The sequence below is a fragment of the Fibrobacter sp. genome, from assembly GCF_017545445.1.
Taxonomy (GTDB): Bacteria; Fibrobacterota; Fibrobacteria; order Fibrobacterales; family Fibrobacteraceae; genus Fibrobacter.
In genome coordinates, this window is record NZ_JAFWOM010000030.1 from 37,951 (window position 1) to 55,860 (window position 17,910).

General features: G+C 44.9%; 13 protein-coding genes. 12 read left to right on the plus strand and 1 reads right to left on the minus strand.

Going from position 1 to position 17,910, the window contains the following annotated elements; translation table 11 throughout:
• Positions 1-257 precede the first annotated feature (257 nt).
• Complete coding sequence (locus IKG78_RS03810; protein WP_290939546.1) at positions 258-1,427, minus strand: GGDEF domain-containing protein; 1,170 nt, start codon at positions 1,425-1,427, stop codon at positions 258-260.
• 275 nt (positions 1,428-1,702) lie between these two features.
• Between IKG78_RS03810 and IKG78_RS03815 the strand changes: the two genes are divergently transcribed.
• The 12 genes from IKG78_RS03815 to IKG78_RS03870 all read left to right on the plus strand — a co-directional run bounded on the left by IKG78_RS03815 (position 1,703) and on the right by IKG78_RS03870 (position 17,863).
• A complete protein-coding gene (locus IKG78_RS03815; protein WP_290939550.1) occupies positions 1,703-2,731 on the plus strand; it encodes a VWA domain-containing protein in 1,029 nt (342 codons plus the stop codon).
• A gap of 187 nt (positions 2,732-2,918) precedes the next feature.
• The gene (locus IKG78_RS03820; protein WP_290939554.1) at positions 2,919-3,932 is read left to right on the plus strand and encodes a hypothetical protein; all 1,014 of its coding nucleotides are present in this window, start codon (positions 2,919-2,921) and stop codon (positions 3,930-3,932) included.
• Between the two features lie 136 nt (positions 3,933-4,068).
• On the plus strand, positions 4,069-7,302 hold the full coding sequence (locus IKG78_RS03825) for a S8 family serine peptidase (RefSeq protein ID WP_290939557.1): 3,234 nt from the start codon (positions 4,069-4,071) through the stop codon (positions 7,300-7,302).
• A gap of 2 nt (positions 7,303-7,304) precedes the next feature.
• Positions 7,305-8,153, plus strand: coding sequence for a hypothetical protein (locus IKG78_RS03830; RefSeq protein ID WP_290939560.1), 849 nt, complete (start codon positions 7,305-7,307; stop codon positions 8,151-8,153).
• A 1-nt stretch (position 8,154) separates the two neighbouring features.
• Positions 8,155-8,622 carry a hypothetical protein gene (locus tag IKG78_RS03835; RefSeq protein ID WP_290939565.1) on the plus strand — a complete coding sequence of 156 codons (468 nt, stop codon included), beginning with the start codon at positions 8,155-8,157 and terminating at the stop codon, positions 8,620-8,622.
• 251 nt (positions 8,623-8,873) lie between these two features.
• A complete protein-coding gene (locus IKG78_RS03840; protein WP_290939568.1) occupies positions 8,874-10,382 on the plus strand; it encodes a pitrilysin family protein in 1,509 nt (502 codons plus the stop codon).
• A 33-nt stretch (positions 10,383-10,415) separates the two neighbouring features.
• Positions 10,416-11,573, plus strand: a complete 1,158-nt coding sequence (locus IKG78_RS03845) for a hypothetical protein (RefSeq protein WP_290939572.1) — start codon at positions 10,416-10,418, stop codon at positions 11,571-11,573.
• Between the two features lie 3 nt (positions 11,574-11,576).
• Entirely contained in the window at positions 11,577-12,233 is a 657-nt protein-coding gene (locus tag IKG78_RS03850; protein WP_290939577.1) for an RNA methyltransferase, read from the plus strand.
• Positions 12,234-12,541: 308 nt separating this feature from the next.
• Positions 12,542-13,462 (plus strand): MlaD family protein, encoded by a 921-nt coding sequence (locus IKG78_RS03855; protein WP_290939581.1) that lies wholly within the window; start codon positions 12,542-12,544, stop codon positions 13,460-13,462.
• A 7-nt stretch (positions 13,463-13,469) separates the two neighbouring features.
• On the plus strand, positions 13,470-13,742 hold the full coding sequence (locus tag IKG78_RS03860; RefSeq protein WP_290939585.1) for an HPr family phosphocarrier protein: 273 nt from the start codon (positions 13,470-13,472) through the stop codon (positions 13,740-13,742).
• Positions 13,714-15,552: a phosphoenolpyruvate--protein phosphotransferase gene (ptsP, locus tag IKG78_RS03865; RefSeq protein WP_290939589.1), complete on the plus strand. Its 1,839-nt coding sequence runs from the start codon at positions 13,714-13,716 to the stop codon at positions 15,550-15,552. The genes IKG78_RS03860 and ptsP overlap by 29 nt, the downstream gene beginning before the upstream one ends.
• A 16-nt stretch (positions 15,553-15,568) precedes the next feature.
• Positions 15,569-17,863, plus strand: coding sequence for a lytic transglycosylase domain-containing protein (locus tag IKG78_RS03870; protein ID WP_290939594.1), 2,295 nt, complete (start codon positions 15,569-15,571; stop codon positions 17,861-17,863).
• Positions 17,864-17,910 lie beyond the last annotated feature (47 nt).

The window sequence follows — 17,910 nt, forward strand, 5'->3', positions numbered from 1 at the left end:
TCCTGAAGTATGGATCCAGTTATTTCTTGTTTGCTAAAATCAAGACTTAACTGGATTCGGTCACCCCCCCAAAAGGATATAAGAACCATTAGAACAGTATGGAGGGAATAAGCCCAAAGCCTTGCAACGCAAGGCGACCTCAAAGCGAAGCGACCCCATACCTAACATCTTTTTGAATGACTCGTTTCGAGGATGACTGTGGCTTCGCCACTCGCCTTGTATGGTTATCACCTAAGTCTATCGTCTATCGCCTAAACTCACTCCTTCGGCTCAGGAGTTTCCGGCTTGTAGCAGTTCTTCTTTGCTTCGGCGAAAATTTTGGAAATGTTGCTCGAAGACATGTTCGATATTTCGGCATAGTGGAGGCTGAAAGAAATCTTCCAAGAATTCATGTCCGCTTGCATGCTGTCGCGATCGCAATCTCGAATAAGTTTTTGGCAGAACTGTTCTATTTCCGAAATTTCGTCGCACTCCATGATTATTGAAAATTGACTTTCTCCGGTGCGAGCCAAAAATCCACGCTGTTCTCGACACTGTCGCTTGAGGAACGATGCGAGATCTGCAATGACGCGGTCGGACATCTCGTAGCCGAACTTGCGGACGATAGCCCTGAAGTAATCGACTTCTAAGAGTAGAATGAACAGACGTTTGCTTGAATCTTGATGCTGCGTGATGTACTGGAGGTAGTCTATCAAGCGAATTTTGTTGTTAATTCCTGTCAGCGGGTCCGAAGTAATTCTGTATTTCAAAAGAGTGACATAAACATGTAGCAACGTAAGAGCGAAAATGGGATCTGTAAGCGGAATGTTTGGAGTAAAGTATTGTATGATGCAGGCAAAGCTTGGAATAAAGGCGATGATGGACAGATAAAGGGCTTCTTTGCGATTTGTGGAATTTTTTTGTGCGATGGCGTTCTGAATGCCGATAACCATTGTCGCAAAAATGTAGAGCAAGTTAAGCCCGATGAGGAATGGCAGTAGCCTCCTGAACTGGAGCGAAGTCGCATGGCAGTCGTTTGTGAACCCGTAAATGCTGATTCCTATGCAAATAAAAATACCGATGATGCTTGGAGTTGAGAACAGTGGGAACAAGTGCTTGTATGAATAGACACTTTTTCGGACACGCAAGTAGATGAATGAAAACCAGAGCTGTCCAAGCAACAGCGAAGAAATGAGGCTCAATGCGTACATGACCGCATAGACAACGCAAATCTTCTGGTTGCTCCCGTAAAGGTCGTTTTGGACGTGGATGACGTGCAGCATCTTGGTCACCGTGCTTAACACGATGTAAATGATGGTGTCGATGATGGTAAAGCCGAGAATGCGTTCTTCCAAATGCCTGAGAACGCTCTCCCTGAACTGGAGCAGCGTAATCAGCAATATGATTATGCTAATTATATTGATTTCTATTAATGCAGTGTAAGACATTCTCGCAACCTAAACCTTAAGGAAAAATATAAATAATTGCAAGTTTTTTGTATGAAAAAATGTAAAATGTTTGGCGGTCATTGGTCCATGGACAATATTTCTTATAATCGTACCATAGGCACCTGACTTAAACCACTGACTACTGACCACTAACCACTAATCACTAACCACTAATCACTAATCACTAACCACTAATCACTAACCTCTGACCACTAACTTTTGTATATTCTTCTTGCCCAGTTGGAAATAAAGGGCTTGATTTATCGGAGTCTATAATGAGATTTGCTGAACCGAACTTTTTGTGGGGCCTTTTTACACTGCCTCTATTTGCGCTTCTGTTTGTGTATGCGTATCATCGACGTAAAAAACTTGCCGCCCGTTTTGTCTCGCTTTCGATGCTCCCGAAGCTATCGACTAGCGTATCGCCGTGGCGCCGATTGACAAAAGTTCTGTTGTTGCTTTTGGCGATAGCCTTCTTGTTTGTAGCTCTTGCCCGCCCGCAGTGGGGCCGCAAGATGGAACATGTGGAACGCCGTGGTCAAGACCTTGTGTTATTGCAAGATATTTCACTTTCGATGCTTGCCGAAGACGTGAAGCCGAACCGCTTGGTCCGCAGCCGTCACGAGATTTCGTCGTTCCTCGAATCGCTGACTGGCGACCGCGTGGGCTTGGTGGCGTTCAGCGGCGAGGCTCAGGTGATGGTGCCTTTGACGCTCGATTACGGCACGGTGCAGATGGTGCTTCGCGAACTCAATCCGGGGTGGCTCATGCCGGGTACGAATCTAGAAAAAGCAATTCGTAAAGGTATGACTTTGTTCAAAAATTCAGGTGGCCCGAGTATGCATTCCGTGATGATTCTCATGAGCGATGGCGAAGAACTTGAAGCCGCCGCCGTCAATGCCGCGAAAGAAGCCGCCGAGATGGGCATCAAGATTTATACCATCGGCATTGGCTCCCGCGAAGGCGTGCCCATACCGCTCAAGGACAAAAATGGCGGAAGCGTCTATAAGAAGGACATGCAAGGCAACATCGTGACGACCCGCCTAGAAGAAGGAACCTTGCAGGAAATTGCGAACGTGACGGGCGCGCTCTATTTTTACGCAAGCCCAGGTGAGTTCCAACTGCAAAAAGTCTTGACCGAAATCGCGACGCTCGAAAAGAAGGACCAGAGCAGCGACCGCATGGAAAATTACCAGGACCGTTACCAGATTTTCCTCGGACTTGCGGCACTTTTGTTCTTAATCGAGGCTGTAGTCTCGGAACGTGGCCGCCGCCGCAAGCAACTCAACGGACGATTCAGTTGATAGCTTTCCTAACCACTATTAACTAACCACTGTTTACTAAAAAAGGCCCGACGCGCTCGCATCGGGTCTTTTGAAATATATTATACTTTGTAAAAACAGATGGTTACTCCATAAGTAAAATTGAACATGTTCCTTATGGAATATTGCAGGTCTTGTTTCCGCCATACAAGAAGAAAGGAGATTGAAAATGAAAAAAATGGCCATATTACTTTTGTGCCTTTCTGCAATCCTTTGGGCCAAAACATGGGAAACGGAATGGATGGCGTGCAGTGCAAATGAAGGCTTTTGGTTTCCGAACCATAATTGGACGGATAAAGGCGAGCCGTGGATTAAGCCTCTCTTGATTGGAGACTCTTTAGAAAATTATAATGAAACGGGAATTTTCTTTAGTTATCGTCATCCAACAGTAGATTGTTTACTAAATCCAAATCCCGAATTTGATATTGATTTGTGCGAAGAATATAATATGAACAATGATTTTGATGTGAGATATACTCCAACTTCGTCAGATAAAGCGGGTTTGATAAAGGACTCTATTTTTTATTTTATTGGGTGCTCAGGAAAGAAAAATTGTGATAAAGATTTGTCGCCTGATGTTGTGACGGACGCTGTTTTTGTTTCAAATGTTAGAGGATTTGTTAGCTATTTTTTCCCTAAGGGTGATTCAGTAAATTGGGATTTTTTTGTTCCTTATATTCCTCCAAATCCTTATGCTCCTCCAAAAAACGCAGAAACCAAAACCAATAATGTTGTTAATCGGGATTCTATTGGATATACTATTTTAGCATTTGATGATTTTTTTGGGAAAAGATATTCTTCGAAAAATGGTATGTATTTTGTTTATAAAAAAATTAGTGACAAATTTGAATATTACGCTTTGTGTAATTGGAATGTTCTCCTTTCCTCTGGTGAACCTCATCCTTATTTTTTTGATGATGGAATTCGTAGAATCCGTGCTCTCCAATGTGAATTTCAAGATGACGGAACTTTAAATTTTGACAAGATTCCTAATGCAAAGGCTATCCCTGAAAATTTCTGCTCCACGCAATCTATTCCTTCAAATCGCAGATATTATTTTAAGCAAAAGAATGAACTTGCGAATTTCCCATTCTACAAAGTCAACGGCATTCCTGCCACTAAAGCTTCTTCAAACATTGTCATTCAAAATAAACAACCCATGCTTCGACTCAAGGGAAATTAAAAAGGCCCGACGTGCTCGCATCGGGTCTTGTGAAATGTATTATACTTTGTAAAAAAAAACATTACGTTTGAAATTTTTATTGACAAGGTAAAATAATAATTTAATTTTATCTTAAATAAAGGTTGTTTGAATGAGAATGTACCGAATTTTGTTTACCTTGTTAATTCTTTTGGCGAATACTCTTTGGGCGTCCGCATCTCCTGTCCAACTTTGGAGTGAACGCCATCGTACAGAATGGAATTGGGTGAATTATCGTTTGACGTTGAAGAATATTTCGAATTCGCCACTTGTTAATCCGGTAATCCGTTATTTTGCAGAAAATCCGAGAATCCAGTACTGTAAGGCTAACCCGAATGACAATGGCTGTTCTGGGATGCAATATGGTCTTTTCGATGTAGATTCTTCGCTTAGGGCGTATGTGGATACCTATACCAACGTGACTTCCGTAATACCCATGCTTAGCTATGATTCTGAATATACCATAGTTTCTTTTAAAATATTAGGAAGTATCCCCGCTCATGTGGCTGTTGAAATTCATTTTCGTCTTATAAAGTATAATGGTGCCGCATGGGATTGCTCTCATGATTATTCGCACCAAAAAAATGCTGCTATTCAAGAAGAAAACTATAAGATGGTTGTTTATGACAAGGACGGAAATTTGCTGTGGGGGAGTGATCCTATTGCTCTTAGTCATGATTCAACAAATGTCTATTGGCATGATCGTTCTTCGACAGAAGTTGTTTCGCAATATGATGGTTCGGATTCGGCAAAAGTTTTTAATGGACGCTTTTGGTTGCTCAAGGGCAGTCCGCTGTCATTTGAAGAACGGATGTCCTTGGATAGCATGGGTGCGAAACTTTTAGAAACGACTCGATACCAAAATAAAGGGCTGCATCTGTTAAAGGCTTTTGTTCCGATTAGTAAAAAGTCGTTGAATAAAGCTCTTTCGAATTTTTACAATGCGTTTGTTGTCGATGACACCACTCGCCTTTCCCTAAAAATTTCGCCTAAAGATATTTATGAAGAGTCGTATTCTTGCGATGCGAACGATTCGTGTATGACCATTGTTAGTGAACGTTCTGCAATTGATTTGGTTGTAGAATGCTGGCCAGATTTGCCGATGGAATCTTGTAAAAATGTTGTTTTGATTTGTGGTGGCGATAACGCTTATATTGACCGTAGTGTTATTTTGGCGAAAGTTCATAGGGATTCCATACAGTGTTTGGAAAAACACAGGGATGTAAGGTATGTATATGTAAAACGAAAAGCGGAATTGACCAATTATTTGGGGCGTCAGGCTATAAATTTAGCGAACCTTCAAAATGATAGCAGTTGGCAACAGGCGATGCAGGCACCGCAGGTGACGATTGATTGGTTAAAGGGCGTTGATTATACCGGAGAGGGTATTACGGTTGGCGTTTATGATTCTGGTATAGATTTTAGACATCCTGATTTAAACGAAGTTGACTCGTTGGGTAATGAGGTTCCGAGAAAAGCTATGGGATATGATGACTTAAGAACTGTTGGTAATCGGGGCATCCGTTTAGATACTTTTGATGTTCATAATCCTGGTTATCACGGAACGCATGTTGCTGGAATTATTGGTGGTAATGGCCGAATGTCTGAAACAGTTGAAAATGCAATTCCATACCAGTATAGAGGTGTCGCTCCAAAAGTTTTGTTCCATTCTGGTTATAATTGGGCTTATAATCAAAAAGGGAATATCGTAAATCATTCTCATGAATGGACTGAAAACGTTGTAATCGGCAAAGATACGATTGGAAGTTCTTTTTCTTATTATGGAGTAAAAAATTCGGAATTGGACCGAAATATCTTTTTTGACTGGAAACTCCCCTCTGAACATGGTGATTTTGTGACCAAAACGGTTGTTTTTAGTGCTGGTAATACAGCAACTTACTTGGGGTCGACAGGACATGGTTATCATTCTATACGAGTCCATTCAAAAAACGCGATTGTAGTTGGAGCCTTTAATTATTCAAGTAATTTGCGAACATATTTTTCAAGTATGGGACCGACATGGGATGGTCGTATTAAACCTGATGTTATGGCTCCGGGGGATGGAATTCCGGATTCATCGAATTCTAAAGAGCAAGGCGTGGAATCGTGTGCACCATATGGATGGCTTAATCTAAATAAATATTATCGAGTTCAAACAGGAACATCTCAGGCCGCTCCGTTTGTTTCGGGAATTACTGCTCTTATGTATCAAAAGTTTCAAAAAACAACGAGTCTGCCGTTAGATGTTTATTTTATGCGAAATTCCACAGCGAAGGCTTTGTTAATTCATTCTGCAGTAGATATGTTGGATGCGGCTGTTGGCCCGAATTATGAAATAAGCGCAACTGATCATACGCCAGATTTTTTAAGTGAAAGTCCTTATACTTTAGGGCCGGATTACTCGACCGGTTGGGGACGTGTGGATGCTAAAGGGGCTTTGGATTTGATGGACGGTTATGATGCAGAATCAAAAAATTTTGACAAGTTCCGAGAATTCAATATGTATGGTGGAGTTCAAAAGCGTTGGACGATAAATGTGGATGAGTCAAGACCACGCTTAAGGGTGACGCTTGCTTGGGATGATGCTCCTGGAGACCCGAATGTCAATAATTACATGCAACCAAAACTTGTGAATGACTTGGATTTATACCTCATTTCGCCTTCGGGTAAAATTTATTATCCTTGGTTGCTTGATACGTTGCCAACGCAGAACATAAATGATAAAGGTGAAAATGTTGGTGATGAAAGGATAACGGCGAGAAAATGGGGGTATGAAAGAATTTCTATTACGGATGCGAGGAAACCAGCATATACTTGTTCTTCGTTAGACAATTTACCTTTGGATTCGTGCTTTGATAGGCGAAATAATGTGGAAGTTGTTGATGTAGATAATCCTCCTCTTGGCGTATGGCAAGTTGTTGTCAAAGGATATCAAGTTTGGGTTGGTAATAGTTCTGATAGGAGAGCTCAGATAGCTTCTATTGTGAGCGATTTGAAATTGAATGAGCCTACGGATAACGGCAAACATCCATATTTACCGAATATGCAGACTTCTGAGATTATACCATTGGGCGATTATTTGGAGCACTATGTGACTTTCGGACCTGAAACTTTCCTTGGAGCCGGTGACCACATTTACCTTTACGATGGAAGGAATCGTTTGATAGGCAATTATATGGGGAATGAACTGGCAGGGAAAAGAATTCTTGTGAAAACGAGGTTTTTAAAGATTATATTAGATAGTGACAATGACGATAGTCAAGGCTATGGATATTCTATAAGCAAGATAGAACATGTTCCTTATGGAATATTGCAGGTCTTGTTTCCGCCATACAAGAAGAAAGGAGATTGAAAATGAAAAAATGTTTAATTGCTTTATTCTTGCTTTTTAGTACGGTTGCGCTTGCCAAAACGTGGGAAGCAAATTTGCGAAGCTGCGATGGGTATGGTGGTTTTTGGTTTCCGAATCATAATTGGACGGATAAAGGGGAACCTTGGATAAAGCCGTTTATAAATGGAGAATGTCCATTTATGGATGGTGGATGTTTAGAATATTATAAAGAAACGGGTATTTCTTTTAATTATGTTAAGGCTTCTCCTATTTATACGTACTATAATCCTTTTGAAATGTGGTGGACGCCAAATCAATCTAATAAAACGAATAATCCTATAGATTCAGTTTATTTTTTCGTGACGAATTGTGGAGTAGATTCAACTCAGTCGTATGTTTGTGATAAATATTTGTCGTTAGAAAATATATCAATGGATGATTTTTATTTGGTAATATCAAAATCGTATGAGAATGATCTAGATTCACGACATGAATTTAATTTAGATGTTTTTTATAATTATATGACAGGAATGTATTTTATCTATAAAAAATATAGCGATAAATTTGAATACATTGCTTTGTGTAATTTAATAAGGTTTGCTGTGGATTATGGTTATTTTTATGAAATCCAATGTGAATTTCAAGATGACGGAACTTTAAATTTTGACAAGATTCCTAATGCAAAGGCTATCCCTGAAAATTTCTGCTCCACGCAATCTATTCCTTCAAATCGCAGATATTATTTTAAACAAAAGAATGAACTTGCGAATTTTCCGTTTTACAAAGTAAACGGCATTCCCGCCACTAAAAATTCATCAAACATTGTCATTCAAAATAAACAACCCATGCTTCGACTCAAGGGAGGGTACTAACATGAAAAAGATATTTTTTGTAATCCTTGTCTCCGTTGTTTTTTCCTTTGCTGTGGAAAAATGCAACCCAGGCATAACACCAGAAACTACGGATTCGAACCTTGTCGTAGGGCGATGCTATAATGATGGATACGTTTGCCTTGTAACTACAGAGGTTTCAGGTGGTGTTCGTTTTTCTTTAGGGACGGAATCTAGCTGCAAAACTACAAAGATGGAAAGAACTCTTTTCTATACGTTTGAGCAAAGTGCTCTAGGAGGTTTGAATACGAATGATACAATGTGGACGTTAAGGCCTTATCTAGAAGAAGGGGCGATTGATAATGTCAGTGCGTTGGCTGTTGCTGTAAATACGGCTTTTATCATCAATGCGTTTAATGAAAAAATTAAGGTTCGTGTCCAGTATCACCGCGTCAGTGGAGACTATAGTATTAATAGCGTCCGTCTGTTGGGTATAGGCAAGGCTCCGTAATTTTTGATAAAAAAAGGCCCGACGCGCTCGCATCGGGTCTTTTTCATAGGAGGGATTGAAGAAGCCTTCCTGGTGGTGCTGTGTCTCGTCTGGAGATCTGTGCGGAAGCCGGAGGTGCTTGCTACGCGTGTTGTGGCCACTAGGAAGGCTCAAGTATTAATATATCATAAAAAACGGGATGTGGTACAATAAACCTTAAAATCGTTGGTCTATGTTGGAATGTTTCGATTTAGTTTACTATTTTCTAGTTGATGAAAAAGAATTACGTGATTTCTGTTGCTTTGCTTGCGGCTCTGACCGCATGTTCCATGATGCCTAGAAACAACGGATGGAGTAACCGCCGCGGATATGACCCGTATGCGGTGAAGGAATCTGTCGAGGAATCAAGATCCTTGGAATCTGTGCCGGAGCATTATAGCAAGATTGAGTTCCCGGAATACAAGTACGTGGCCCCTTACCCGAAGGATTTCCGTGTGCAGATTGCGGAGGGCATCACTGGCTACATTGTGAGCGACTCGACGCTTCCGCTTGTCGATTTCTCCGTCTATTTTGAAGAAAGCCATGTGCCGCAGGTCTTGAAGGACGAGGCCGCGTTTGAAATGGTCGGTTCCATGATCCGTCGCGGTGCGGGTGGCGGTATTACGCCGCATGTGCTGGAAGATTCCTTGGAATTCGTGAGCGCGTCGATTTCGACGAGTGTCGGGACTTACCTCTCTGCGTTCGACATCAACTGCCTGTCGTCTTACTTTCCGTCGATGCTTGAACTTGCAAGGAAGGTGCTGACGGACCCGGCATTTGACCAGAAACAGCTGGATATCATGAAGGCGAACTTTGTCACTGCCTACGAACGCCGTTTTGAAACTCCTGCCAAGGTGCTTTCGGCTCTCAAGTCGAAGGTGAACTATGTGGAAAATCCGAGGCTCTGGAGCGCAAATGCCGCGGAGTACAAGGAAGTGACCGCAGCCGACGTGAAGCGTTTGGCAAAAGGCGTGTTCTCGTCCAAGCGTATCGTCTTTGCTCTAGCGGGCGATGTCAAGAAGGATTCCGCCGTGGCGATGCTCAAGGAATTCTTTGCTGGCTGGAAGGTTGAGGCTGCAATGGCTGAGAAAGTCGCTCCGCAGCCGCTTTCGTTCGCCCGCAAGCCGGGCGTGTATGTCGTCGATAAGGATATCACGCAGGCGAACATTACGATGAACCAGCCGTTCGTTAAACGCCCGCATCCGGATTACTACCCGACTGCGGTGGCAAGTTTCATCTTGGGCGGTGGAAGTTTTAGCTCTAGGCTCATGAACCGTGTCCGCAGCGACGAAGGGCTTGCCTATAGTGTCTATAGCACGGTCGGCAATGATTACCGCGATACGGCGATGACGACGATTGCGCTTCAGACGAAAGTCGAAACGGTCGATTTTGCTTTGAAGCTCGTCTTTGAAGAGGTGGAAAAGCTGGCGAAGGACGGTCCGACTCCCGAGGAACTGGAACAAGCAAAGAAGTCCCTGGTCGAGAGTTTGCCGAGCCTGTTTGATTCTCCTGCTTCGACGGCTTCCATTTTCGCGAAGGGCGAACTGCTCGGCAAGTCGGACAATCACTACCTCGATTATGTGACGGAAATCAATGCCGCGACCGCAGAACAGGTCAAGGCGATGATCGATAAGTATTTTGACAAGAAGAACATGACGATATCGATTGTCGGTCCTGTCGCCATGTTTGATTCTCTCAAGCCGTTTACGGTGATTCCGCTTGACAGTCTTGAGTTCCGTTAATTAGGTTATGGTTTTTCTACAAGCGAGGCTCCTATGCAGAAACGTGTTTTTCGAACTTCGTTTTTATGCTCGTGCCTGAGCGTCTTGTTTTTGACGCTTGGCGTGTCGCAGTCTTTTGCCGCTAAGAACGTTCCCGCTTCAGAAGTGTCTCGTGAGATGCTTGTGAAGAAATTGCGTGACAATAAAGACGATCTGCGTTCATTCTGTTCGGGCATGCAAAAGTGCCTTGATATCAAGTACGAAGCTTGTACGGAAGACGATATGAAGCCTTGGTCGAAGGTGAAGTACGATGAAGAATTTTGCGGACCGTACAAGGAAGTTGTAAAGCGTGGCTTTTCGACGGATTTCAGAGCACCCATGATGCCAGAAACCTTTGCTCGCTTGGGTCGCCAGTATCGTGTCATTTATGAAAACTCGGGTACGCTCCCGCTTGAAGTGAACGAAATCACGTTCTTGTTTGACAATATGGTGTTTACGGCAGACCTTGTCAATGCATATCTGGAATCGGAATATACACTGAATTACAACAGCAAGGACCGTCGGTATTTTTCTGGAAGCAATGGAAGTGGACTTTCGGGTGATTTTTACTGGGCCCTGCAAGATAGCGCCGGCACAAAACAGGCTCTTAGAAATATGTTCTTTGGATATGGCTATGCGAAAATTCTTCGCTGGTCTTTGAAGGGAACTGCCGTCGCTTATCTGGACATGGATCTTGTCGCACCGAGGAAACTTAAGTACAAACTCACAGCGTATGTGTTCCCCAGCAATTCTGTGCTGAATTCCATTATGCAGATGCGTGTCTTCAAGAGCGTCGTGAACTCCAAGATTGACGGTATCGTGACGGATATCAAGAAGGCGGCGAACATGTATTACGGCGGTAACAGGCGTCCGATTGCGAACAGCAAAAAACTGCATACGCCGGAAAATGCCCGCCATGTCGCGGAGTTTGATAACGTTGTCGCCGGTGGCCCCTGGAAACTTGGGGATGCAATACGTTTAGAAAATGCCCAATTAGAACTTTCGAAGCCAAAGTTTATCAAGTCCGCTGAACCTGTAGATCATAGCATTCATGTGGATTCTGCAGATGTCGCTGATTCTGAAGAACCGGCTGTCGCTATTGAAAACGCTGATTCTACTGCCGCAGTTAAACCTGCCGAACCAGTGGACTCCATTACTATAAAAAAGGATTAGAGAATGAGTGAACCTAAGGATTTGGAAACGCTGCTTGCCCGCGTAACTGAACGTCGTCGTGAACTGCTGACCTCGGTCGTGAATCGTCGCACGAGGCACTTTTGCATGGTGCTCGAAGACCTGTTTGATCCGCACAACATATCGGCTGTCATCCGTACCGCAGAAGTCTTTGGCATTCAGGATGTTCACATCATCGAAGAAGACAATGCTTACAGCGTGAACAAGTCCATCCTCAAGGGTTCTTACAAGTGGATGAGCCTTTATCTGTACAAGAAGCGCATGCTCTGCATGGAAAAGCTCCGTGAAAAAGGTTACAAGATTGCTGTGGCGAGCACGAACACCACGAACTCCGTGCTGGACCTTGACTTGAGCCAGCCGATGGCTTTTTACCTTGGAAGTGAATTCCACGGAAATCACCCGGATACGCTAGCCCATGCCGATTACGAATTCAAGCTCCCGCAGTACGGCATTACGGAGTCCATGAACGTCTCCGTTGCAGGTGGCGTGCTGATGACCTACCTCGACGTGTTCATGCAGAAAGAAGGCCGTGAAAAGTTTACGCTCCCGCAAGCCGACCGCGATGCCCTCTTGCTCGACTGGCTCGACCGTCATGTGAACGGCATCGAGACGAACAGCCCCATCGTGAGAGTGGATGGTTAGACGACAAATGCGTAAGGCGAATGAAGCGGGACCGCTTGCGGGACCATTTCTGAGCCTAGCATTTGGGACTTGAACGAAGTGAAAGGCCAAAGACGAAAGACGAGAGATTAGGAACCAAGGACGAGTTTTTGCAACTCGTCTTTTCTCATTCAGTTACAGTGAAAAATGCAGATTAAAATACGGAGGCTGTGACCCGTATCATAACTACAGTTTTTGTGTGGTCGAATTCACCAAATTTCCCTTTTTTCGAGTTATTTTTTCGGAAAAAAAACTCGAGTATCTGTGAAATATGCTAGATTAGCTGTGAAATGAAAAAGAATACTGCTCTATATTTTTCTGTAGGACTTGTCGTTCTTTTAGCCATTGTCATTTTGATATTTGGCATGTTCTTTTTGAACGAGAAGGATCTGCGAGAAACTTTTGATGTCTATCATTTGCGTTTTACGCAAGTAAGTACGCTTGTGCTGGACGATCCGGTCAAGATTAACGGCGTTAAGCTTGGTCGTGTGGAATCCATTGAACTTTCCGGGCACCGCGTGGTCGTGACCATCAGGCTCAAGTCCAATGTGAAGATTCCGAAGGACTCCGAAATCCGTGTGCAGAATATCGGCATCATGGGTGAACGCCAGATTGGCATGATTCTCGGAGATGCCGAAGAATACTTCGTGCCGGGCGATACCATCACGGGACAGTTCGACGCTGGTATTGCTGAAGCGCTTGGGCTTGCGGGCGAAGTTTGCGATTCGACGAAGGTCTTGCTTGAGGCGGTGAAGGTCGCGTTGAACGGGACTATCGCCAATCCGGATTTCCAGGACCGCTTCAAGACATTGCTCGTGAAGGCTGAAAACCTCGAGGACCGTCTGATGTCGCTTGTAGTGACGACGGATCCGCAGTTGAAGAAAAGCCTCGCCAACTTGAACAAGGTGACTGTCAAGGTTAATGAACTTGTCGATGGAGTCAAGGAGCCGATTAACGGACTCTTTGCCGGAACGGACAAGGTGATGGGGAATGCTAACCAGTTGATTTCTGAACTGGATGGCGTGACCAAGCATTTGGATGGGTTGATTGCCAAGGTGCAGTCAAAGATGGATTCTAAGGATAATACTGTTGGTATCCTGCTGAACGACAGGCAACTGCACGATGATCTGATGAAGACGGTGCGCTCTGCTGATAGCCTGTTCAGGGTTATCTTGCAGGATGGCTTGGACATTAACGTGGATTTCTTCTGAGGGATTGATGATTACAAAGATATTTACTGTTTCCAACAAACTGGGTATTCACGCTCGTCCGGCCGGTATGATAGTTGATATCACGGGCCAGGCAAAGAGCAATGTGTCCATTGAATTTGATGGTTCGAAGGCCAATGCGAAGAGCATCCTTAACGTGATGATGCTTGCTATCCCGGCAGGTTCCGAAGTCAAGTTCGAAATCGATGGCGAAGATGAAGAAGCAGTCGTTCAACAGTTGGAAAAGCTTTTTGATGACCACTTCAACGAAGAACCTTGCTGAGTCTGTGGCGAAGAAATCCAATGGGGCGTCTCGCAAATCGCCGAGGACTGAACTCGTTGGTGTGCCCTCCTCTCCTGGCTTTGCCATGGGGACGGTGTTCCCTGTTGCAAACCGCGAATTTTCCGTAGTTGAAGAGACTCTCCCAGAGAGCCGTCTGGCTGCGGAAGAACAGGTGTTCTTGAAAGCCGTTACCAAGACGGCAAAAGAAATTACCCAGATTAAAGAAATCTCGGAAAGCAGAGCTGGTCTAAAGGACAGCTTGATTTTTGCGACCCACTTGATGATTTTGCAGGATCCCGGTCTTGTCAATGGTGTGCTCGACAAGATAAAGAAGGATCACAAGAATGCGAAGTGGGCGGTTCATGTGGTGTTTGGCGCCTATATCGACAAGTTCGAGGCGATTGATTCTCCGGCGATGCGGGACAAGGCTGCTGATCTCAGGGACTTGTACAATCGTTTGATGTCCGCGATGGACGACTCCGGACCGGTATTGGAGGACGTGGCTGACGAAAAAGGCATTGTTCTCGTAGCACATGAATTTGTTCCAAGTTTTTTGATGACGCTCAAGCCTGGACAGGTGAACGCCATCGTGATGGATACGGGTGGCCGTACAAGCCATGTCGCTATTTTGTCGAGAGCGTTGCAGATTCCTGCGGTATCTGGCCTTAGGAACGTTGCTGCGCTCGTCAAGAACGGCGATACTATTATCGTTGATGGTTCCGGCGGCAAGGTTATCATCAATCCGAACGAAGATGATATCCGTAAGTTCCACGAACGCCAGGAAACGTTTGAGCGCCAGCGCCGCGAACTTTTTACGATGCGCCAGCTGGAACCGATGACTCGCGATGGCAAGTACATTGTGCTGCATGCGAACATCGAAATTCCGACAGAAGCGGACAAAGTAAAAGACTTTGGCGCGACTGGAATCGGCCTTTACCGTTCGGAATTCTTGTTTTTGAAAAAGGATGTCCCGACGCAAGCGGAACAGCAAAATGCGTACAGGCATATCCTTGAAACGATGGCTCCGTGCCCGGTTGTCATCCGTACGCTTGATGCGGGTGGTGACAAGCTTGTGGAAGGCGTTTCGGCGGTGAACGAATCCAATCCGTTTATGGGATGGCGTTCTATCCGCGTGTGCTTGGACCGCGAAGACATTTTCATTACGCAACTGCGTGCTTTGCTGCTTGCGAATACAAAAGGCAACTTGCGTCTTTTGCTCCCGATGATTTCGAGTATGAGCGAATTGCGTCGCGCCAAGGCCTGCATTGCAAAGGCCCGCAAACAGCTTGAAGACGAAGGGCACAAGCCGCCTGTCGTGAAGGTTGGCGTAATGATTGAAGTCCCTGCCGCAGTGATGATTGTGGATAAACTTGCAAAAGAAGTAGATTTCTTTAGCCTTGGAACGAACGACTTGATTCAGTTTACGTTGGCTGTGGATCGTACAAACGAACTCATTACGGACATGTTCCAGCCGCATCACCCATCTGTGCTCAGCATGATTTACCAGACTGTGGTTGCTGCGCACCGCGAAGGTATTTCTGTGGCGGTTTGCGGTGAAATGAGTGCTGATCCCATGAGCGTCCTTTTGCTAGTCGGGCTTGGTGTCGATGAACTTTCCATGACTCCGTGGAGTGTCATGACGACGAAGAAAATCATTCGTTCCATCAACTTCGAAGATGTCCGTGAAACTGCATTGACCGTGTTGCAGATGGACGATGCCGAAGATGTCAACGAATATTTGCATAAGAAGTATGCTCAGACGATTACGGAGCTAGGGATATCTAGTTTTGTGGGGCAAGTTGAAAAATAAACCCGTTGGATAGTAGATGAGATTATTTTGTTCTTTGATGTTTGCTTGTGCAGCTGTCTTGTACGCTCAGATAGACGGCTCGGTATATTCACTTTACAAATCTCCGTTTGCGGAACAGGAAACGGTTGCTCCAGACCAGTTCCAGGATGCTGTGATTCGTGCGGCTCGTGCGAAAAAGACCATGAACGATATTTCTGTTTCGCAGAACCATCGTGATTTTGCGCGTGCAGCTTATTTCTATTACAGCGGCCAGTGGGATAGCGCTTACGCTACCTACAATTTGCTCCGCAATTTAGACCCCAGCTTGACCGGTAGTGTGATTCTCCGCATGGCGCAAGCGAATTTCAAACAGGAAAAGTTCGCCCAGATGCGTGAAACGCTCCGCCTGGAAAAAGGTTTGGAAAATGACAAGGCTTTTCGCGAAGTCGCAGAACGCCTGAGAATCGAGGCCACAATGGCCGATTTTTCGTTGAACGATGTGGCCCGTGCAGATTCCTTAAGAGATTTCCTCGAAGACAATCCGGGTGGAGATGAAATTGTATCGCTGAAGTATCGCTATGCTCGTTACTTGGAAGATTCTTATCAGCTGAAGCAAGCGAAGCGACTTTACATGAAAATTTTGACGAGCCGTACCGCATACAAGGATTCTGCATACGCTTCTATTCGTCGGTTACGCGAAGTGCTTGGCGCTCCTGAATCCCTTGCGGAAAAAGTCGCATACGCAAAGCTTGCATGCACCAAGGACGAAATGAAAAATTGTCTGGATTTGCTGGATTCCATTCAGATTTTGGATGCCCAGCTGGCTCAAAAAAATCCGTCTTTGGTCGTGCCGCTTGAAGACCCTGCTTATGCTCGTATGAAGAAGAGCACGCTGGACTTGAGTACGCGTATCGTTCTGTGGGAAAAACGTGCCGGTGCTTTGCGTGCTTTAAACCGCAGTGAAGGTGCGATTGACCAATATCGTTTCCTGATCGAAAATGTGGAACAGCGCCCGTCTTGGATTCAGGCGATTCTTAAGCTTTACCGCAAGGAATCCCCAGAACTGTTTACTGAAGAAATTCACAGCTACGATTCGTTGTTGCAAGATGTCAGCCAGTTCAGCAATGAAAACGCGAACAACCTTTGGCTGCGCGGCTTTGAATTTGAGCAAAAGCTCATGTATGACAAAGCGATTGAATGCTACAAGAAACTCGTCAATAAACGCTTCAAGAATAACCAGAAACGTCAATGGGCTAGATTCCGCATAGGCTACATCTATTTTAAGCGTGGCATGTGGATTGAGGCTGCGGCCTATTTCCGCGAAGCGATAAAGGAACCGTTCTTGTGGAGCGGTAGCGCATCGAGAATGTTCTTGGGCGATACGTACATGAAAATGGGCGAGGATTCGCTTGCTCGCGAAGCTTACTTGGATTGCATCAAGGATTTCCCGCTTTCGTATTACGCGCACCGCAGCCGCATGAAATTGTCCGAAAACAAGTTGCTGCCGACGGACAAGATTCCGTATGCTCATGGCGTGCAAATGTCGCCTGCGACAACGCTTGAATGGATTCGTTCTGTAAACAAGCTTGGAAAGCCGGATCCGTCGTACAGCAAGGAACGTTACGAACGCATTAAAAAGCTCTTCTTGTACGGCTTTGAAGAAGAAGCGTTTAGGCTCTATGAAGACGTAAAGAAGAAAAACTTCAAGCGCATGGATTTCCTTTACGAGTACGGAAAGCTGTTCTACGAAATGGGTGAAACTGCTGCCGGGTATAGGCTTGCTCGCCAGTTGCAGGCTAAAATGGATAGGCGCTTGTTCATGTCGCCGCCGATTGATGTGCTGCATTACTTGTTCCCAGTTCCGTATGCCGATCCTGTGGTTTACTATTCGGGGACTAGCATTGATCCGTTCTTTGTCTATAGCGTGATGCGTCAGGAATCCATCTTTGATTTCCAGATTACATCTCCTGCGGGCGCTTGCGGCCTTCTGCAGATTATGCCGGCTACGGGCAAGATGCTTGCGGACAAGGAAGAAATATCGAACTTCAATCCGAAACGTTTGTACAATGCGTACTTGAACATCCGCTTGGGCATTCGCTATTTGATTGACCTTAAGGGCGATTACAAGAACGACTATATGTACGTGCTTTGCAATTACAATGCTGGCCCGAAGCCCACAAGACGCTGGCAATCAGAATGCGAAGGACTTCCGTGGGATTTGCGCGTGGAAGAAATTAGCTACTGGGAAACCCGTGATTACGTGAAGCGCGTCATGGGAAACTACTGGATTTACCAGGAAATTTACGACGGAATTGAAGCGGCTGGAAATTAGCCAGCGTAACGTTATTATCTCAATAAAGAGTAACTGATGCCGGAATG

What these genes read in the sequence shown, in the direction of transcription:
- IKG78_RS03810 (WP_290939546.1), bottom strand. Translation starts at nt 1,427, where the DNA reads ATGTCTTACACTGCATTAATAGAAATCAATATAATTAGCATAATCATA.
- IKG78_RS03815 (WP_290939550.1), top strand. Translation starts at nt 1,703, where the DNA reads ATGAGATTTGCTGAACCGAACTTTTTGTGGGGCCTTTTTACACTGCCT.
- IKG78_RS03820 (WP_290939554.1), top strand. Translation starts at nt 2,919, where the DNA reads ATGAAAAAAATGGCCATATTACTTTTGTGCCTTTCTGCAATCCTTTGG.
- IKG78_RS03825 (WP_290939557.1), top strand. Translation starts at nt 4,069, where the DNA reads ATGTACCGAATTTTGTTTACCTTGTTAATTCTTTTGGCGAATACTCTT.
- IKG78_RS03830 (WP_290939560.1), top strand. Translation starts at nt 7,305, where the DNA reads ATGAAAAAATGTTTAATTGCTTTATTCTTGCTTTTTAGTACGGTTGCG.
- IKG78_RS03835 (WP_290939565.1), top strand. Translation starts at nt 8,155, where the DNA reads ATGAAAAAGATATTTTTTGTAATCCTTGTCTCCGTTGTTTTTTCCTTT.
- IKG78_RS03840 (WP_290939568.1), top strand. Translation starts at nt 8,874, where the DNA reads ATGAAAAAGAATTACGTGATTTCTGTTGCTTTGCTTGCGGCTCTGACC.
- IKG78_RS03845 (WP_290939572.1), top strand. Translation starts at nt 10,416, where the DNA reads ATGCAGAAACGTGTTTTTCGAACTTCGTTTTTATGCTCGTGCCTGAGC.
- IKG78_RS03850 (WP_290939577.1), top strand. Translation starts at nt 11,577, where the DNA reads ATGAGTGAACCTAAGGATTTGGAAACGCTGCTTGCCCGCGTAACTGAA.
- IKG78_RS03855 (WP_290939581.1), top strand. Translation starts at nt 12,542, where the DNA reads ATGAAAAAGAATACTGCTCTATATTTTTCTGTAGGACTTGTCGTTCTT.
- IKG78_RS03860 (WP_290939585.1), top strand. Translation starts at nt 13,470, where the DNA reads ATGATTACAAAGATATTTACTGTTTCCAACAAACTGGGTATTCACGCT.
- ptsP (WP_290939589.1), top strand. Translation starts at nt 13,714, where the DNA reads ATGACCACTTCAACGAAGAACCTTGCTGAGTCTGTGGCGAAGAAATCC.
- IKG78_RS03870 (WP_290939594.1), top strand. Translation starts at nt 15,569, where the DNA reads ATGAGATTATTTTGTTCTTTGATGTTTGCTTGTGCAGCTGTCTTGTAC.